General features: G+C 51.8%; 15 protein-coding genes. 6 read left to right on the plus strand and 9 right to left on the minus strand.

Annotated features, from left to right (window positions below; translation table 11 throughout):
• The first annotated feature begins 199 nt into the window (after nt 1-199).
• A complete protein-coding gene (locus tag ACYZUD_RS03755; RefSeq protein ID WP_462022672.1) occupies nt 200-826 on the plus strand; it encodes a macro domain-containing protein in 627 nt (208 codons plus the stop codon).
• Nucleotides 823-1,263 carry an HIT family protein gene (locus tag ACYZUD_RS03760; protein ID WP_462022673.1) on the plus strand — a complete coding sequence of 147 codons (441 nt, stop codon included), beginning with the start codon at nt 823-825 and terminating at the stop codon, nt 1,261-1,263. The genes ACYZUD_RS03755 and ACYZUD_RS03760 overlap by 4 nt, the downstream gene beginning before the upstream one ends.
• Before the next feature lie 143 nt (nt 1,264-1,406).
• Here ACYZUD_RS03760 and ACYZUD_RS03765 read toward each other — a convergent pair whose 3' ends face one another.
• The 5 genes from ACYZUD_RS03765 to ACYZUD_RS03785 all read right to left on the minus strand — a co-directional run bounded on the left by ACYZUD_RS03765 (nt 1,407) and on the right by ACYZUD_RS03785 (nt 8,554).
• Nucleotides 1,407-1,769, minus strand: a complete 363-nt coding sequence (locus ACYZUD_RS03765; protein WP_462022674.1) for a hypothetical protein — start codon at nt 1,767-1,769, stop codon at nt 1,407-1,409.
• Nucleotides 1,770-2,051: 282 nt separating this feature from the next.
• Nucleotides 2,052-2,825, minus strand: a complete 774-nt coding sequence (locus ACYZUD_RS03770; protein WP_462022675.1) for a hypothetical protein — start codon at nt 2,823-2,825, stop codon at nt 2,052-2,054.
• 736 nt (nt 2,826-3,561) lie between these two features.
• Nucleotides 3,562-4,788, minus strand: coding sequence for a Fic family protein (locus ACYZUD_RS03775; RefSeq protein ID WP_462022676.1), 1,227 nt, complete (start codon nt 4,786-4,788; stop codon nt 3,562-3,564).
• A gap of 152 nt (nt 4,789-4,940) precedes the next feature.
• Nucleotides 4,941-6,203, minus strand: coding sequence for a reverse transcriptase domain-containing protein (locus ACYZUD_RS03780; protein ID WP_462022677.1), 1,263 nt, complete (start codon nt 6,201-6,203; stop codon nt 4,941-4,943).
• Nucleotides 6,204-7,195: 992 nt separating this feature from the next.
• Nucleotides 7,196-8,554 carry a DUF4041 domain-containing protein gene (locus ACYZUD_RS03785; protein WP_462022678.1) on the minus strand — a complete coding sequence of 453 codons (1,359 nt, stop codon included), beginning with the start codon at nt 8,552-8,554 and terminating at the stop codon, nt 7,196-7,198.
• 137 nt (nt 8,555-8,691) lie between these two features.
• Here ACYZUD_RS03785 and ACYZUD_RS03790 point away from each other — a divergent pair, with 137 nt between their 5' ends.
• Together ACYZUD_RS03790 and ligD are read left to right on the plus strand one after the other, a co-directional pair.
• Nucleotides 8,692-9,237: an SDR family NAD(P)-dependent oxidoreductase gene (locus ACYZUD_RS03790; protein ID WP_462022679.1), complete on the plus strand. Its 546-nt coding sequence runs from the start codon at nt 8,692-8,694 to the stop codon at nt 9,235-9,237.
• A 281-nt stretch (nt 9,238-9,518) separates the two neighbouring features.
• On the plus strand, nt 9,519-12,131 hold the full coding sequence (gene ligD, locus ACYZUD_RS03795) for a DNA ligase D (RefSeq protein ID WP_462022680.1): 2,613 nt from the start codon (nt 9,519-9,521) through the stop codon (nt 12,129-12,131).
• A 197-nt stretch (nt 12,132-12,328) separates the two neighbouring features.
• On the opposite strand, the gene ACYZUD_RS03800 is transcribed toward ligD, so the two are convergent.
• Nucleotides 12,329-12,541 carry a helix-turn-helix domain-containing protein gene (locus ACYZUD_RS03800; protein WP_462022681.1) on the minus strand — a complete coding sequence of 71 codons (213 nt, stop codon included), beginning with the start codon at nt 12,539-12,541 and terminating at the stop codon, nt 12,329-12,331.
• Between the two features lie 104 nt (nt 12,542-12,645).
• Here ACYZUD_RS03800 and ACYZUD_RS03805 point away from each other — a divergent pair, with 104 nt between their 5' ends.
• Complete coding sequence (locus ACYZUD_RS03805; protein ID WP_462022682.1) at nt 12,646-13,227, plus strand: hypothetical protein; 582 nt, start codon at nt 12,646-12,648, stop codon at nt 13,225-13,227.
• Nucleotides 13,224-14,615, plus strand: coding sequence for a DEAD/DEAH box helicase (locus ACYZUD_RS03810; RefSeq protein WP_462022683.1), 1,392 nt, complete (start codon nt 13,224-13,226; stop codon nt 14,613-14,615). The genes ACYZUD_RS03805 and ACYZUD_RS03810 overlap by 4 nt, the downstream gene beginning before the upstream one ends.
• Before the next feature lie 80 nt (nt 14,616-14,695).
• Here the strand turns inward: ACYZUD_RS03810 and ACYZUD_RS03815 are convergent, their stop codons facing one another.
• The 3 genes from ACYZUD_RS03815 to ACYZUD_RS03825 are packed head-to-tail and all read right to left on the minus strand — an operon-like array spanning nt 14,696 to nt 18,514.
• Nucleotides 14,696-15,139 carry a hypothetical protein gene (locus ACYZUD_RS03815; RefSeq protein WP_462022684.1) on the minus strand — a complete coding sequence of 148 codons (444 nt, stop codon included), beginning with the start codon at nt 15,137-15,139 and terminating at the stop codon, nt 14,696-14,698.
• Nucleotides 15,136-17,070 carry a hypothetical protein gene (locus ACYZUD_RS03820; protein ID WP_462022685.1) on the minus strand — a complete coding sequence of 645 codons (1,935 nt, stop codon included), beginning with the start codon at nt 17,068-17,070 and terminating at the stop codon, nt 15,136-15,138. Before ACYZUD_RS03820 ends, ACYZUD_RS03815 begins: the two co-directional genes overlap by 4 nt.
• The gene (locus tag ACYZUD_RS03825; RefSeq protein ID WP_462022686.1) at nt 17,057-18,514 is read right to left on the minus strand and encodes a tyrosine-type recombinase/integrase; all 1,458 of its coding nucleotides are present in this window, start codon (nt 18,512-18,514) and stop codon (nt 17,057-17,059) included. Before ACYZUD_RS03825 ends, ACYZUD_RS03820 begins: the two co-directional genes overlap by 14 nt.
• Nucleotides 18,515-18,517: the final 3 nt, after the last annotated feature.

The following is an 18,517-nucleotide window of genomic DNA, read 5'->3' on the forward strand; positions in this document are numbered from 1 at the left end:
TTGGCGATTCTGGCGCCATTTCTTAATAATGTCGTTTGCAGTTTTCGGAGGACTGTCGACCGTCCTACAAACGCTTAACGTGACTATACCGACGTTCACAGTTTTTCAAGGCGGTCCGTTCTTGGTCTTGACTGTTGCTATGTCTGTGATAGCAGGGCTTATCTGGTCATGGCCTAGGCCAATAGCCCAGGACTACAGTGTGCCCAATACCAAGATAACGATCGTCAAGGGCAATATACTCGATGAAACGAAGCACATTGTTATCGGTACGAATGACACCTTCGACACTGAAACACCAGTGATCATTTCCCAAGAAAGCTTACAGGGGCAAGCATTACATAGACTGTACGGCGGCGACCTGAAAGAGTTAGACGCGCAGCTAGCGAGCGCCTTGGATGGCAAGCCGACGGTAGGAAACATTAATAAAAGTGGGAAGCAGCTACAGTATGGAGTAGGCACTATTGCAACTGTCAAGCAATCTGCGAGGTTGATATTTTTTCTTGCCTACTGCGAAATGGACACCCATAACACGGCTCGCTCAACGCCCGATAAAGTATGGAAAAGCCTTCTTCTGCTGTGGGATGAAGTTTCTAAAAAGGGTAATGGGGGGGCTGTCTCCGTGCCCGTCATCGGCGGTGGGCAAGCCCGGCTTTCCAGCATTGTCCCCGCACAAGATGCGATCCGCTTAACCATTCTTTCTTTTATGTTCGCATCTCGCAGCTCAAAAATTTGCGATGAGCTTCGAATCATCGTCAGGCCTGAAGACTACAAAAAGCTTGATCGACTTGAACTCCAATCATTTTTGTCATCACTGCGATCATCATGAGCAACGAATCAAGTATTGATCTTCCTAAAAATGATGGATGTCCGTTCTGCGCCTATCTTCGAGGGGAGCGCCCGTATACGATTCTATCTCGAACGGCAGATACGGCCACTTTTGTGACGCGTGAGCAGAGAGGACACCCGCACCTACTCGTATTGCCGCTGAGGCATGTGCCGTCCATTCTCGAACTAACAGATTCTGAAGCTGCCGCTATCGCTGTTGAGGTGCGGAATGCGGCCAGGTTAATAGACCTGGCCTATTCTAAACCCGGTATTGCGGTATGGCAGAACAACGGCGTGCCTGCCGGGCAAGCAATCAGCCACGTTCATTTTCATGTCGCTGGGACTCTTAAGGGCGGTGGAACTGAGTTCGGACCAGTCGAAGAAATATCGGTTGAGAAAACTGATGAGATTGCAAAAAAGCTCCTAGGAATCTCATAGACGCGTGCCCACTGTTTTCCGGATGACTAGCATTACTATGGGCAACTCTGAGTCAGAAGCCGATTGTTTCAAACGTCCACCTTTGGCGGATAGCAGCCCTCAGTGAAAGGCAGTTACCGGCGCTTTGCAGACATTAATAACGTTTAGGTTAGCCGGGCAAGACCAGAGCCCGGACGTTTAGGACGGGCTGAATCACATGAAAAAAGCATTGCCACCATTGGCGCGATTTGCCCGGTAACCATGCACGCGATTAGGCCTAGCGTGCCAAGCACGCCCAAGGTGACATTGCACACGACAGTGACTTTCTTGAGTTTCCTTCTTTGTGCGGCCACTGGAATGCAGGCAAAGAAGATGGTTTCTCTGGATAGCACAACGGCCGTTAACAGGTACGAGCCAACTATCAAGGCCATTAATGCTGCAACAATTAATACGCCCGTAAAGGACTTTGATTTAAAGAGCATCAACGCCGCACCAACTGAGATTAGCGCGACGATGGCCCAGTTCATAACGCGTAACTTTCGGAACTCCTGTACGGGCGCGGTCGGATATCTAAGCTGAACGGCGACCTCCGAAGCTACAAAAGCGGAGGAGATGTTGCATGGCCGTCTACCCCCACAAGCTTGGCAAAAAGCAGCTGGTTGGCATTACAGCTTCTCCACACTTTGGGTAGTGTTTGCTATTCTGGCCTTCCATTTATTCTCCTGTGCCTATTGTGACCCCCAGCGTTCAGGTTAAGGGGCGGGCTTCAGCCCGTCCCAACGAGCGCAGCGAACGATCTGAACCTATTGTTAGATTAGTTCTTCGAAATCGCTATCCTCTTTATCGTTGTGCGTTTCTAGGAGTTCCTTTTTTGCCCAATTTAATGGGGTTATACCAGAAAGCACTGACAAAATAACTTCGTTATCAACATCTAAACTTGAAAGAATTTTGATTACCTCTCTTGCTTTTTCTGGAACGATATATCGACTACCCCTTGCGATTGGGCGAGAAACTTTTCTGTGAATGTTTAGAACATTCTCTAGGATATCATTTAAGACATCATTGTCAGTCCGGTCTGGCGTGTTGATCTCCTCAGGCGCAGATTTTATTTCTTCAAGCTTTTCAGAAAACTCTTCCCACATTGCGTCGAATGTTTTCTGGAGTACGGCTTCGGAAACTGCTTGCTCCTGAAGTCGCTTGTTAATTGTCTTGATAAGCTCAAGGACTTGATCTTTTGTTGTGTTGGTATGATTTAAGTGGCTTAGTGGTGAGCTACTTTCAATATCTCTAACATTGAGGTCAACAAGGAACGTGCATACTCTATTTTCGGATATCCCTTTTGATAAGGCACCTGTTTCGAATAGAAGCCAAGGTTTTACCTGGTTTTCTTTTGTTACGAAAATCACCCCCTGATTGCATTCCGCAAGTTGAGAGTAAATTTCACCAAACCAGATGCTTCCTCTGTCGATATCTTTCGAAGATATCCAAGGCTGTGCTTTCTGGATAACACAGGGCAGCCATTCCGAAAAAAGCTGTGCGGCGGCCAAGCTTTTTTTCCCCGACCAACTTAAAAATACTTTCAAAGTTAACTCCTTGTTTTTTTGATCTAACTACTATTAGGCAACCTGTTATGTCGGGCTTCTTGTCGTGATGGAGTGTCGGATAACGTTCCTTGTCTTCCTGTAAGTCGTTGTCTAGCTTAGAGGTGGTCGTGGTAAACGCGACATCGCCCAGAGAGAAACACGACGAGGGTGACGGCAAGCCCTACGGCCTTCTAGATTCGAAAGCAGCATCGATGACGCTACCCATTTGCCATCACTGTGTCCACCGTCCGCTCATGGCCGTTTTCTGCCCGTTACCACAAGCAGCTTTTGGCCGTTCTCTGCTGCTAATGACTCCACGAATCTTGTTGGTCAAGCATTGAGCATATGACTGATCAGGTTAAGGCAAGCGGGGGCATGCCCGTGCAATTACCCAACTGTGATCTGAAAATGGTCGAATGCAACACTCTCATGCTCTGAGGATTTAATTCAAAGCATCTGGTCAAGTCCCATGCAAACAGCTGGTCAGGTCCAATGCAAATAGGTGGTCACATGCAACGCAAACGGGTGGTCAAGTAGGATGCAATTTCGCACATAGGGGAGGTTCTTGATGGTGTCCGATTCTGTTTGCAACTCATCGCGAACAAACACGGGAGTATCAGCATAGCTACCCTCGATAGTTCCAATGATTAAGCATGCCAAATGAGGCATTGCAGTCAGCAAACAGTGTCATAAATCGGGCTCTGAACAGAGCCTGATTTTCGCGAGCATGACTTTCCTAGGAGGTTGCGAACAGGTGAGGGAAGAACGTCTGGACTGCATCGGGCGATATTTGAATCGAGACCGGCCGACGCGGTGCCAAGTGAATCAAGCCCTCACCCGCCATCTGAGTCAGAAGGGAACGCGTCTGATACTCGGTCAAGTGCGTCAAGCCCATGATCTCGCTGCGTTCCTTTGGGCCTTCTGTAAGCAGAGCGGAGTAGATCTTATGAGCTTCAATTCGCAACTTAGGCAATGTCTCACCGGTAGGGGTAGCCCAAGACTCAGATTCGCGCATGAGAAAGTAAGCGAGGACACGAGCATGCAGCTTTTTCGGCTCGAGGATCGAGGTGAAATAGACAACTTGATCATAAGCCGTCTCTACGAAGTACTTTGTCCAAGTCAACAGACCTCCGCCTGAGAGCGGGCCGCGACCATCGTAGTCGCTAGTCCGGATTCGATCGGCGGATTTGAGCGCTTCGTAATAGGCATCGACATTCCGACCGAAGCCCCTACTGATCGACCACAACCCATATCCACCTAGACCGGCGGCACGCAGGTACTGGTCGGTGAATAACCGACCGGTACGGCCATTTCCGTCTAGAAACGGGTGAATCCACATTAGCCGATGGTGCGCGCCGGCGGCGGCTAGAATCGGTGATACTGCGCCTTTAATCCAGTCGAGGCGGTAAGCCCCTTCAAACCAATTCATGTGAGAGCGCATATCGGCTACTGACGGCGGCCGGTGCTTCCCTACGATTACCTCTCGCTCGCGAAACTCACCAGGCACAAGCCGAACAACCTCACCGCCCTCATACCTTAGATTCAAATGCTCTTCGGGCATGCCATTGTAAAACTCACGGTGCATGCGCGCGATCGAGGCCCTAGTACATATGGCAACCGGGTCGATCGGATCGTTCGAGAGCCTGCATTGAGCATCAATGAGACGCTTGATTTCTAAAATGTCCTCACTTGCATCTGGTGCAGCTGCCTCCTGTTGAGCGCGCAGCACGTCCGCCGGCAACGTCGGGTTACCTTCAATCCTATTGCTGTAAAACGAATTCACCTGACGCAGAAGATCAATCATCGGCTGTCGCAACGGAGCCGGAATCAACTTATAGAGTTGGGCATCGAGTTTTGCGAGATCGACCACCATACTCTGAAGGTCGCTCGGAGCTTGGTCTTGGGGAATATAGGGCGTCGGGTGCATTGACTGCGTGTTTCCCTGTGTTTTTTTCGAACGCAAAATGGGCGTCCTTCTATGCACCTTGCCCCACGTTTGACGGCGGGGCTTGGGGTACAAATGAGCGGCTTTTCCTAGGCCTGAGGCGGCAAATCACGCTGCAAAGAGGCAAGCTCATGCCAGGATGTCGTCACCGGTGAGGTTAGGCTCTGCATTCAAATGCCCTGCGCTGGCTCAGGGCGCTCCGAGTGGACCGCTGCAAGCAGCCTTACCCCCAACATCCTACGCTGAGCCGTGCCATTTGTTTTTTGAAAGAGATTTGCTTTCTCTATTTCATACTGCGCCAATGTACTTGTGATGTAGTCATCCAAGCTCTTTATCCACTGGCCATTGCTGCAAAAGGAAAAGGCTTTTCCCCAACCCAAAATTACTCGGTCGAGATTCTGTAGCGCGCCAGAGTAGGACCCCTTTGGGGATATATCTCCAGCTTCGACACTGAATTTCATCATGCGTATCGATGCGTCTAAATCAGATTTTATCCGTTTCTTGAATCGCTCCCTGGTAGCTGTAGATGGCTGGACCAATCCTGCCGAAACGAAGCAACCCAAGAAATCGAATCCTTTAGCTGTAAGGCCCCTTGAAGCTTTGTCGCTTGTTGCTAAGGGCCGGTATGCTTCAAGTGAGAGTTTTTTGAGCTCAGTCTGTGCTTTGCTAAAAGCACGGTCCACACAGCCCATGTCCTTCCCGAGGATCAGGAAGTCATCGATGTACCGAAGACAAGTGACCTCTCCATCGTTGATGGTTTTGTCGAAATCGCGGAGGTACAAATTGGCTATGAGTGGCGACAGGGGTGATCCCTGGGCTACACCCTCCACCCCAATGGGGAAAATCTCATCGAGACCCTGCAGCCGAAGCACGTCAATGTTCGCAAGCTCTGTGGTGATCGCAGCTTGAAATAAAGCAACTGTGTCTGGGCATTTGATGTGAGGGGCCACGAGTGTCATCACACGGGTTTTGTCAATTCTAGTAAAGAACTCGGCGATATCTGACCTGATATGGAAGGCGGCTCCTTTGGCAATGGCTGCTTTGGCATCGGCTATCGCCATCGAGACGCTTTTGTTTTTTATGCCCCCATAGCTCGAAGGGGTAGCCAGCGCTTCTTTCACGAACTTAATACGGGATAAGGCGTCGAGTAGAGCCCGCTGGACGATCCGGTTGGGTAAAGGTGAAAGCACAATCGGGCGAGGATTTCCGTTGGCTTTGGTTTTTGCCACGCCGGTCTGCTTTTGGAAGGTAAAGGTCTTCTTGGATAGCGCGCGCTGGATGTCGGAAAGCGACTTGGGGAGTTGGCTCTCGAAATCCTTGGCTTCGTTTCTGATAGTTTCGGATGATGAAGAAAAGGCGCTTTCTTTGACCTTTCTCCAGGCCGAATACAACGAATCCCCGCTGTAGATCCTACGGTAAAGCGACGAGGCCACAAAAACTCCTTGTTTGTTGGGAGACACCAGTGAACTCTCACCCAACTGCTACAGGGGATCTTCAACCTTCGGGAGACCGCGAAGCCTTAACGGCGATCTTGGTCGCGACCCGGACAGCAACCTCCGAAGAGAGATGGCTGGCGTCTGTCAAACTTGGTTCAGTGCTGTGAGGCGGCTGCACCAGCAAGCAGGCGAGGCTGAATGCGGTCACGAAACTCCGTGATGCGGCGAGCGCCAAACTGGCACGTTTTTGCATAAACGCATGATTACCCCCAAAGATTCCGTCAAAATACGATAAATCGTAGCTTTTTGGGCCTCGCGGTTAAGCTCGCGCTATGCGCCAGGTTGGCACGTTTTTGCAAGACCGCATATTGTCCTCCGAAGGCCCCGCCAAGGTGCAAATCGTACCTTTTTAGGTTTCTCGGTCAAGCGCGCGTCGTGCGGCTGAACATCGAATACCGCGCTGAAAATAAAGCTGCTAACCGTCTGGTGACCCCAACGTACAGACAGAGTTACGGTTATTGACGCAGCAGTCGAGCGGTGCTCTTTACCTTCGGGAGACCGCGAAGCCTTAACGGCGATCTTGGTCGCGACCCGGACAGCAACCTCCGAAGAGAGATGGCTGGCGTCTGTCAAACTTGGTTCAGTGCGGTGAGGCGGCTGCACCAGCAAGCAGGCGAGGCATCCCGATGTTAATCAGCCATGCGGCCAAAAGCCATCTATTTGAACGCTCGTTTATTGGAAAGCGATAGCATGAAGACTGGGTTCACAAAACTGCTCGCTTAAAATTATCGCGGAAGTGAATGCCTTAATCAGGCACCAGACTCTAACGCTAGCTATAGCCACCTATAGCGAAAGCTTGCATGCGCTACGGAGCGGGCGAAACCAGACATCGATTGTCTGCTTTTGGCTGTGGACGTTTCCGCATTTATCCTTTTGGAATGGCCCCTGGTAAATCGAGGCCAATCAACAAGCATGCGCAGACAGCACTTTTAACTCTGTGCTGCCATCCGTTCCGATTGCTGGATAGCTGGTTTGGGCAATGCCATGCGCAGACTTTCGCGATACTGCTCTGCAGCCGCCTCGTGGGTGACCTCCACAACAGCATCGTAATTTTCTCTAATGACCGACTCGATCTCAGCAATGTCTGCGCGGAAGAACTCCTTGCGTCCGTTGACCTTGTTGAGACGACCTTCGGCGAAGCGTTCGTGAAGCCTAGCTTCCAACGCAGGAGCGTTATTCGAGAAGACCATCGCATGTACGTCAAACCAAAACGGCACCGACGCATCCCCCAGTTCATCAACCCGATCCATGGGTTCCAAACGGCGGGTCATACCGATTTTGTAAATGCCTGCCCCGAAAGCCCCTAGGTTGGAGATTACATACACATATCCGGCTTTGGCATTCTGTTCGCGATAGTCAATGAGCTTTTCTTCGCTCTCCAGCTCGGCTCGACCCGCTTCAACCTCGGCCAGCTTCACCAGCAGGGCAGCACGCTCTTCTTCAGATTCTACTTTGTCCAAGCGAGCCTGGAGGTCAAACATGGCAGTGGTGAAGTGTTTGCGCTCCTTGGCGATCTTCTCTCGGGCTGCGCGAATTTCTTGTTCAAGTTTCTGCTGTTCCCGCAGCTCCTCCCGGGCGCGCTTAGCCTCTTCCTTTTCCTCTTGCTTCTTGATCTGAAACTCATGAGCGAGGTGTAGTTCATCGAGCTTGAGACTGAGGTAAGTGCGTGATATCTCAACGCTCATAATCTTGCCAAGACGGTTGCAGGTTTCGAACGATTTTAGAATTCGTTTCTCACCCAGTTCGACGTTGTCGAATTTTACGTTGTCCACACAGGCATCGGCTTCGTTGTTGAACGAACGGATCACCAGTTTGATCATGTCGTTCACGAGTTTGCGACCTTGGGCCTTGCTGTCGTTGACCGTCCAGTCCATGTTCCCGGTCGCTGCGTCACCACCCTTAATCATCGTTTTCTGGCGGTCGCGGACACTGTCCAGTCGGGCCTTGTATTCTTGGCTGGTGATGAGCTTGAACTTGGGTTCATAGAGCGCAAAGCTTTCTAGGAGCAACGTCTCTTCCCACACGAGTATCTGCCCCTGCAAATCAGAGGAACGTTGCGCGAGCGTGGCTACCTCCCGTTCAGCGCGCTGAGTTTCTTGGCGGACAGTAGCAAGCTTCTCCTTCTCAAGCTCGATCAGCCTCCGAACTTCTATGACGTCCATGGCGCCGATCTTTGTAGTAAGCGCTTGCAACTGCGCGTATTGCGTTTGGAGACTTGTCAGCTGGCCTTCCAAATCATCCGCCCGTTGCCGGTGGGCGGGGCCTTTCCAGTAGTCACTAAAAGGCATAGGTTCCTTCCTCGTTCTGAATCAAATTTTGTTTTGGTCTAAACCAACCTAGACGCCTTACGGCGCAAGGCATACGGCCGGAATTTTCGGTTAATCGATGGCGACTTTCGTAGTGAGCATTGTCCTTTTCTTGTCACATGGGGAAGTGGGCCGAAATTGAAACGTTGGTCGAGACCGTATATGCCGAGTTCGGTCGTATCGACATCTTGGTCAACAATGCAGGAATGTCTCCCCTGGCGCCAGCCTCCCATGAAACAGGTGAAGCCTTGTTCGACAAAGTGCTGGAGGTCAATTTCAAGGGGCCATTCCGTTTGAGCTCACTGGTGGCGTCTCGTATGGCCAAGGGAGATGGCGGTGTCGTTATTAACGTCAGCAGCACTGGGGCACTGCGGCCGCGGCCGGCAGTAGTGCCTTATTGCGGAGCCAAGGCGGCGCTGAATGCAATGACTGAATCCATGGCCAAAGAATATGGACCGAAGGTTAGGTTCAACACGTTGTCGGCAGGACCGTTCTTGACGGATGTGGCTAAGGCTTGGCCTGTCGAGGCACGTGAAAAATTCGACAATGCCTTGGGGAGGCCCTGCCAACCTAACGAGGTTGTTACGGCTGCGCTTTATTTAGCGAGCCCATTCAGTAGCTTTGTCACTGGCAGTCTTGTGAGGGTTGATGGTGGTATTAGCTGATTAGGCCGAGCAGCTGCAAGCTCTCGAAGCCTTGAAATGTGACGCTGGCTTTAAACAGAACTTGAATTCGAAACGAAGTTGAACGGCTTGCTTGCTAAATATGGGTATTCGACGTTGAGGGGACCATTCCGGAGGGGCACTACGGAGAGGTAATCGGGCCTGCAGTGCCATCAACTCAGCAGATTTCGGCCAGCGCGGCGCACTAAGTGAACCTTCTCACACCTATTCGATGTCTCAAGACAACAGCAGGTCGATGTTGTCTGCACTTTGGGGAGGGCACCATGGAAAAGCAACTCGAAAAATACAACAGTATGCGTAACTTCGAAGAGAGCCCAGAACCTGTTGGCGTCGCCAAATCTGCGAAAGGCAAACGTAAGGGTAGAGCACACGCCTTGCAGTTCTGCATCCAGAAGCACGATGCTTCGCGCCTGCATTACGACTTCCGCTTGGAGTTAGATGGTGCGCTCAAGAGCTGGGCGGTACCCAAAGGTCCGTCGCTGGACCCTAAGGTCAAGCGTCTGGCGGTGCATGTCGAAGACCATCCGCTGGATTACGCCACCTTCGAAGGCAGCATCCCCGAAGGCCACTACGGTGCGGGCGATGTCATCGTCTGGGACCGTGGTGTGTGGATTCCCCAGGACGACCCGGTCGAGGCCTATGCCAAAGGCCGGCTCAAGTTCGAACTTCAAGGTGAGAAGCTCGGCGGCCTGTGGAACCTGGTTCGCACGCACATGCCAGGCAAGCAGGAGCAGTGGTTCCTGATCAAGCATCAGGACGGTGCCGCTCGGCCTGAAGACGTTTACGACGTAGTTGCCGCCGAGCCCGACAGCGTGCTCAGCGAACGGACTATCGTCGCCAAAGCAGCCAAGGCACCCAAAGTACCCAGGACAGCCAAAGCCAAGGCCATCAAGCAGCTCGCAACGCCAGTACGCAAAGAACAGTCCGCGCCACTCACCGGCGCGCGCAAGGCCGAGTTGCCAGACCAGATTAAACCGGAACTAGCGACCCTGGTGGAAAAGGCCCCGGCCGGTCAATGGAGCTATGAGTGCAAATTTGATGGTTTTAGGATGCTCGCTAGGATAGAAAATGGAAAGGTTCGGCTCTTTACAAGAAACGGCCATGACTGGACCCACAAGTTGCCCAGCCAAGCCAAGGCGCTGGTGTCCCTGGGCCTGGAATCGGCCTGGCTTGACGGTGAAATTGTGGTGGCCGACGAGCAGGGCGTGCCGGACTTTCAGGCCCTGCAAAACGCCTTCGAGGCCGGCCGCAGCGGGAATATTCTCTACTACCTGTTCGATATGCCCTACCTCAATGGCGTGGACCTGCGCGAGGTGCCAGTCGAGGAACGCCGGGCTGCGCTCTCGACGGTGCTCAAGGCCGACAAAGACCCTCTGCTGCGCTTCTCCGAGGCCTTCAGCGAAGACCCGGAGGCCTTGCTCAACAGTGCCTGCCAAATGCAGATGGAAGGCCTGATCGGCAAACGCCTCGGTTCGCCCTATGTCTCCCGGCGCAGCAGTGACTGGATCAAACTCAAGTGCAAGCATCGACAGGAATTCGTCATCGTCGGCTTCACCGATCCCCAGGGCTCACGCAATGCCTTCGGTGCGTTGCTTCTGGGGCTGCATGACCGCGACAGCGGCGAGTTACGCTACGCCGGCAAGGTCGGCACCGGGTTTACCGAGGCGACCCTCAACAGCATTCATCAACGACTCAAGCCCCTGAAGACGAAGAAACCCGCCGTGGTCAACCCGCCCAGCGGAGCCGAGTTCAAGGCCGTGCACTGGCTCAAACCCAGCCTGCTGGCGGAAGTGGCCTTTGCCGAGATGACCAAGGACGGTTCGGTGCGCCATGCGGTGTTTCATGGCCTGCGTGACGACAAACCCGCCAAAGACATCACTGAGGAGCGTCCGACTGCCGTGAAAACTGCCCCCGCGAAAAAACACGCCTCCACCAAGTCATCCCTCACGCAAAAGAAAGCTGACCCTTCGCCGTCGCAACTCGGGCTGGATCAGGGCAAGGTGCGCATCACTCACCCGGACCGGGTCATCGACGCCACGAGTGGCACCACCAAAATGCAACTGGCGGAGTATTACGCCAGCGTCGCCGAGTGGATCCTGCCGCAGCTCAAGGATCGCCCGGTGGCACTGGTTCGGGCCCCGGACGGCATTGCCGGCGAGCTGTTCTTCCAGAAGAACGCCGAGCGCCTAGCCATTCCCGGCATTGTCACCCTGGACCAGCAACTCACGGGCCAGTCGATGATGGTCATCAACAGTGCCGAAGCGCTGGTCGGCGCGGTGCAGATGAGTACCGTGGAACTGCACACCTGGAACGCCACCTCCGACCACCTCGACAAGCCCGATCGGTTTGTCCTCGACCTCGACCCTGACCCGGCCCTGCCGTGGAAGCGCATGGTTGAGGCGACGCAATTGACGCTGACAGTGCTGGATGAGTTGGGGCTCAAGGCGTTTTTCAAGACCAGCGGCGGCAAGGGCATCCACCTGGTGGTGCCGCTGACCCGCAAGCTCGGCTGGGATGAGGTCAAGGACTTCAGCCACGCCATAGTCACCCACATGGCCAAGATGCTCCCGGAGCGTTTTTCCGCGGTATCGGGGCCGAAGAACCGGGTGGGGCGGATTTTCATCGATTACCTGCGCAACGGCTTGGGCGCGACCACCATCTGCGCCTACGCCGCGCGCACCCGCGAAGGGCTGCCGGTGTCGGTGCCGATTTTTCGTGAAGAGGTGGAGGAGCTCAAGGGCGGCAACCAGTGGAACATTCATAATGTGCATGAGCGCCTGGTCGAGGTGGGCGATGAGCCTTGGGCGGATATGAATAAAACCCGGCAGACAATCACGGCAGAGATGCGACGGCGGGTAGGGATGAAAAAGGGCTGATCCAGACTGACGCTGCACTGAAGCAGTTTTGTGAAAGGAAAACTAGCGATAACTCTCCATTCAATTAGTGAAATTATCAGTGATACCCCCAACGGAAAATGGCTGCTTTTTCTGGGTATCGTCGAACCGACTGGACTGCCTAATGGAGTGTGGATTGCCTCTTTGCTAACACTGACCAGTGGCGCAGAACCCGTCAGTCAAAGAGGAGGAAGGAGCGACTCCGGTTGGCAATCGAGGTGATGGGCGATTCGGTAAAGCTTTTCCACTGTCAGGTTCACTTCGCCCCGCTCAATGCGGCCAACGTAGCTACGGTCCATCTGACATGCAAACGCTAGCGCGTCTTGGGATAGACCCGACGCAAGTCTCTGCTCCCGGATCCGGTGACCCAGGGTCTTCGCCAGTTGTTGCATATCCGCCTCGGTGTACATGAGGCGGGACTATCTGCGTTTGCGGCGCAATCGGCGACGGATTATAATCCGCAATTATTGTTTGATGGCGAACCTCAGGTGCCTGCATGAAATCGGCTTCATTCGCACTCGACAGGCGCATCTTCGAGCTTTTCCAAAGCGGTAGGTTCGATCGATTCACACCGAGAGGTCTGCGCGATGCGTACGCTCAGGCCTTCGCGGTACCCGGTGCGTACATGTCGGATCTCCGTCGATACGTTTTCAGGCAGATACTTCGTCTTCAGAAGGTCGGATGGGTGACGCAAGTTCCTGAGCGGAAAAGTCGTGATCAGGTCTACCAATTGCTCGCGCAGCCTCCTTCGGTCACCCTTCGTCTCACTGAGGAAGGATACCGCCCCTCAAGTGAAGCATTCGATCTACCACTTCTAACTGGGCAAGAAATGACTTCGTCTACGGACGCCACCGGAGATTCCACCACCACTCAGCTCCAGGCAATGGTGAAGGAAGTCCGCCTCGACTTCCTTTCTTCGATGGGCGAAGCGGAATGCTACAAGCAGCTCCTAGAAGAACTGCCGCAGCTCAAATCTAAGGTTGAAGGCGACTACATCGAGGCACGCGATCGTAGCTCTCGCTTGCTCGGCCATCTCCGAGCCATAGAAAAAACCCTCAAAACGCTGGGGGCTGAATGACGGGTGTGATGCGAGCTTGGCAAGCTGAGTGCGTTGAGAAGGCAGTAGAGCACTATGAATCTTTTCCCCATTTCTTCTGTCAAGCTACTCCAGGTGCGGGCAAAACCTGGATGGCAGGTGAGATTGCACGCCAACTGATCGTCGCGAATAAGGTCGATCTCGTTCTGTGTTTTGCCCCATCGTGCCAAGTTGTTGAGGGGCTTCGAGCAACCTTTGCTCGAATTCTGCATAGACGCATGGATGGATTCGTAGGTGCCATTGGTGACGTTTCTACCTATCAGGGTATGGAGTTCCGGGGCGACTCCTTCTGGGAATTGTTCGATTACTTCCGAGTATTCGCCGTATTTGACGAGATTCACCATTGTGCTGGGCAGGATCCTTTGTTGAGTAATGCATGGGGGCAGACCATTGTTCAAAAAATTCAGGATCGAGCGGCGTATACTCTTGCACTGTCCGGGACTCCTTGGCGCTCGGATGACAAAGCCATTGCACTTGCTCGCTACTCTTCCCCGGAGGGGCGACTGATCTGCGACTACCGCTACGGCCTTCGTGAAGCCATCAGCGACAGGGTCTGTCGCTCGCCGCGGATTACTGTCGTTGATAACCGCTGCCTGAAGCTCACCGAGCAGTTTGAGAAAGGGGTGCAGGTGTCAATGTATCAAGACATTGCTCATTTACTGTCAAGTTCGCCTGTTTCTTTCGAAGACGTGCTGCACCAGGATGAAATCCTCGAGCAGGTAATCGAACTTGGTTGCCAAAAGCTCGATAGCGTGCGGTTGTTGAATCCCTCCGCTGGTGGACTGATAGTTGCTACAAATACTAACCACGCGCAACAGATTGCCTCAAAGTTAATCAGCCGCGGTGAAAGCTGTAGTGTGGTCACTACGAAAACTCCGGGGGCTCAGCAACTCATCAACGAGTTTCGAGTGGGGCAAGGGCGATGGATTGTGGCAGTGGGAATGATCAGCGAGGGTACGGACATCCCAAGGCTACAGGTATGTTGCTACCTAAGCCGCATCCGAACCGAACTGCACTACCGTCAGGTATTAGGTAGAATCCTCCGCCGTACCGGTGACTTGGATAATCAAGCTTGGTTATACGTTTTAGCTGAACCGAAATTAGTCGAATATTCTCGGCGGGTTGCTGATGACTTACCTGAAGATGTTGCAGTTCTGCATATCAATTCTTCTAGCTTTACCTCCAATGTTAACCAGTCAGAGCAACAATTCCAATCCTTCGAGTCGGAGGACTGCACTGCGTTTTCCCTAACTGCATTGACAAGAGATTTGGAAGAAGAAATGCTGAAGAACAGCAGCAGGCAAAACAATGGCAGTTTCGAAATAGAAGTTTCGACCCATTTTCGGGCCGAGTTGTTATCAATTTGGTGATGACTATATTTCATAGCACATAGCCTCAAGTTTTTTGAGCGTGACGCTGCAGTTGCATATTTTTTCCGCGAGTGATCAGATTATATATCGACAACTACAGTCTTTTGAGGAAAGGCATCAAGCGCTTGTATGGCATCACCCACCTCTTTATATTCCTTCCAGAATCGCTCCAGTGCGCTCATTCCACCGGCCAACTGAACTGCGCGGATAAGACCAGCATGGGCAGCTATCAGCCTTTTTACTTGCAGCGCCAATACCTTATTGTCTAGCATCAAGCGTTCCCGTTTTCTGTCTTGTACGGCAGAAGGTGACAATTTTGCTGCAATCGCACGCGCTTCGAGCTGCTTTTGACGACATTCGGTGATGACATTCATTCGTGAAGGATTGCGCGTGAATGCTGAGGCGTTTTTGAGCACGGAATGGCGTCGAGCGATCGCACGTGCAGTGATGTCGAGATCCTCTAGAGTCAATTGATCAATGATTTTTTTCAACTCGATATTTGAAGGATCTTGCAAAGTTCTCATGAGAAGAGGTCCTTTTTTTCAAGCTGTGAGTAATCGACACCATTGGGAAAAACGTTTTCATTCGGCTGAGCCTCCAGGGCAGCCTGCACGCCATCAATGAGCTTCGTTGCATGAGCAATTTGATTTGCTCGGCCTATTGTCTTCACCGGCTTGCCTTCTGCGGAGCACCGCATGATCACTAAGCTTTCCTTCAAGTCGAGCAGGGTTTTCCTATGAGACGGTTGGCCACTAGCTGCAAAATGTATGCAACCATCGAAACATTTAAGATGTCTCGAACAAGGATTAAGCGAGAAGCTGTTGGTGCAGAATCCGTACGGAGTGACATGAAAGCCATCTGAGTTCGCTACAAGGTAGGCAAATGCAGCCTCATCACCATGCTCTAATTGAATACGCTTGAAAGATTTTCCGATATGGCTACTTCTGGCGATGCCGCTCACGATCATTTTTGCTACCAATTCGTGAGTACTACCTGGTGGAATAAATTGCTGCGCCACAGTAGGGAGTTCGACGAATTTGAGCTTCTCAGCAAGACTACGATGGTCATATTCATAAGTCTGAGCCACCGAGACTCGGCCAAACTGATGTGTTATGACTGTGTCTGAAACGTTTTGACGGAACAGCTCAGTATTCATCAAGTGACGCAGTGAGTGAGGTTTGATAGATAAGTTGTTCATCTCAGGGGTGGCACCATACTTCTTGAAGTAGGAAAGAGAACCACTGCCGACTGCTCTGCCAAGAGCAGTGTATATTTTAGGCAGGAACGGCGTGCTGATTACAGTGTCGGCAGGAATTACAGTGCTCGTTAAGGGTAATTTCTGAATATACCCGGTAGTGAGAAATAGTCTTTGCCAAGTTCCAACAATACTCCCCGACTCAGTCTTAAATACTCGCAGGTCGGACCCAAAATTCTGGTGCTGATTCAGGTATTGAGCTTTTAAAATCTCCCTGAATGGCTCCGTGATTCGTTTCGCCTCGCGTATCGTACTTTCGACGAGACTTTCAAATCTACTCGGTACAAAGTAAAATCTCTCAATTAAAGTGTCAGGGGCTCTACTCCTTTGCTTCTCTGAATAGTAACGCAACCGCAGCGAGCGCCCTACACCACCAATATCGGATGCACATTTTTTCGTAACTATATCTACATGTTCATCCCATACCATACAGTCCTCGGGTAATGTCAGTACCTCGTTGATGCGCAAACCTGTAAGTATTAAAATCCTGAACATTAGAAAGCAAATAAGGTCATTGAACGTTTCTGCATTCTCATGAAATACGATCCGAGTCAATTCGAATAGTGAGTCTTTTTCAGGAAGTTTAGATGCATCTTTGCGAGCCCGATAGTCAGCCAATAGCTCCGGCCGTCTTTCTTGCTTTAAAGCTGGCCGAACGGGGCAGTTTTTTGAAATCATGTTTTCGTCAATAATTTTGGCCACCGCTGCTATATCCCTTTCAGCTTTTTCACTCCACGTCTTCAGGGAGAGTAGTGCCTCAAAGTTTTCCCGCGAAATTTCATAAGGAGAAACTACAGTGCTCGAGAAAATTCGCCTTGCCGCCTTAGCCACCACTTGTGCGCAATCCCCTGTGCGCCCACTCAAGCAAAGGCTCCCTATTAGCGCTTTAATAAAATCTTGGGCAATTGTCGGAAGCACATTCCCCGTAGGAAGGCGTACTGCAGGCCAGCCGGCGTTTAAGGCCAGTTGGCGAATTTCATCATCAACTTTGAAGCCAACGGTCCCGTATGCCTGCCTATCGTAACTTCCGTTGAGGACTCGAAGATCCCAATCATGGCCTTGTATAGGTTTACCAGAATCATCCAAAAGAATGTCCCAGACTAGCCCTTTTGCTTCAACCGCTCTACGCACACTGGCGATAAATTTTTCAAATAGGTGATTTGAAGATGTCTCGCTGTGCGCTAAATCAACTACGGCCATTTTTCTTTCCCTCAATCACCTGATCGATAACGTCTAACGTCTGTTGAGCCCCTGAGAGCGCACGAGTGAGTTGCAAATAAGCTGGACTTTCCGCTGCAATCCCGATCGCCAAGAACATGCGTACCTGTTGGCGCATACCCTCAACGGCTTCCAGATGCGGCTCTTTCTCCAAAGAAGGCAAAAACTTTGCGCACCCATAACATGAAGTGACGGGATTGTAGACACAATGGCTTTGGCCCGACTGACAGAGTCCTAGACCTGCAAGGAGGGAGCTGCCAACGACACCTCCGATCTGCTGATCTTCTTCTGCGCCTAGCAGTTCGTCGAGGGAAACAAATTCACCTGAAGCGATGCGTTGAATTTTCGTATAAAGCTTGGAAGCTCCAAGCGCCGTATTGATGAGGTCCACCTGCTGCATGCTGGCGTGTATATAAACTGAAGCGGTGTGTGCGTAGACATGACCTAAGAATTTGCCAATGCTTTGGCGACTGTGACCAGCATCCGCCAATGCTTGAGCCGCGGTATTACGTAGCTGTGGAGCTGTACAGTTCAAATCAACGCTATAAAGCTCGCATAAAGCTCTCGCTCTCTTCCAGAGCACCGAAGAGTTGGGAGCTTTGAATAGTCGCTTTCTGCCTGCAGTTGTAGCAGCTTCCCAGAGTCTCTCTACCATGGGTACCCACTCCGGCTTAACTTGGCGGACAATTTCAAATTGCTGCTCATCTCGTTGTTTCGCTGCGTGAAACGATACAATGCAAGCACTCTCATCATTAGCGTCTTTGAAGAACTTCACATGCTCAACATCCAAGCACAATACCTGTACAGGTCGAACGCCGTGCTGGTAGATAAGAGCCAAAGCGACCGCACCCTCAAGGTGCTCAGGCTCAATATGAGTGTTCCATGCACTCGCATCCAGCAACCGAACGATGTCTGCCTGCAGACTGGTATTCACAAGGTTTTGTCGACTTACTAATAAACTTTTCCTACGTGCCATTCCGGTATTCGCATAGGTTTCCAAACTGCGCACTACACTGAGGGCTCTCCTACTCCAAGGCCCCACCTCAGCGTCGCAAGCCATTTTAAGGAGTCCCTTCATAACTGCTGAGAATCTTGCGTCCGTGACATGCTCGTCCCAAGCCTCCTTTAATTCCTCTGCAGAGGTAGTTAGTAACTTGCTAACACTTTCCCAATTTCGAACCAACAACCTCGCTGCTCGGTGGAGGCAGGCTAGGCTCAGACGCCCTGACGTCAGCATAGCCAGCCGCCTCTGCAAGGCACCCACTGAACCGCTCGCAAATACAATTGATTCAGGGTAGCCGTTGTAGCTGAATCTCCACTTATCTTCGTCAGCGCTAATGATATAAGTCGTGTCGGAGTACTTGTCATAAAGGGAAAGCGTTGCCGGTGCCACTGGCCACATCCATTCGTAAATAGACGTATCCATGCT

Source organism: Pseudomonas sp. XS1P51 (assembly GCF_054897845.1).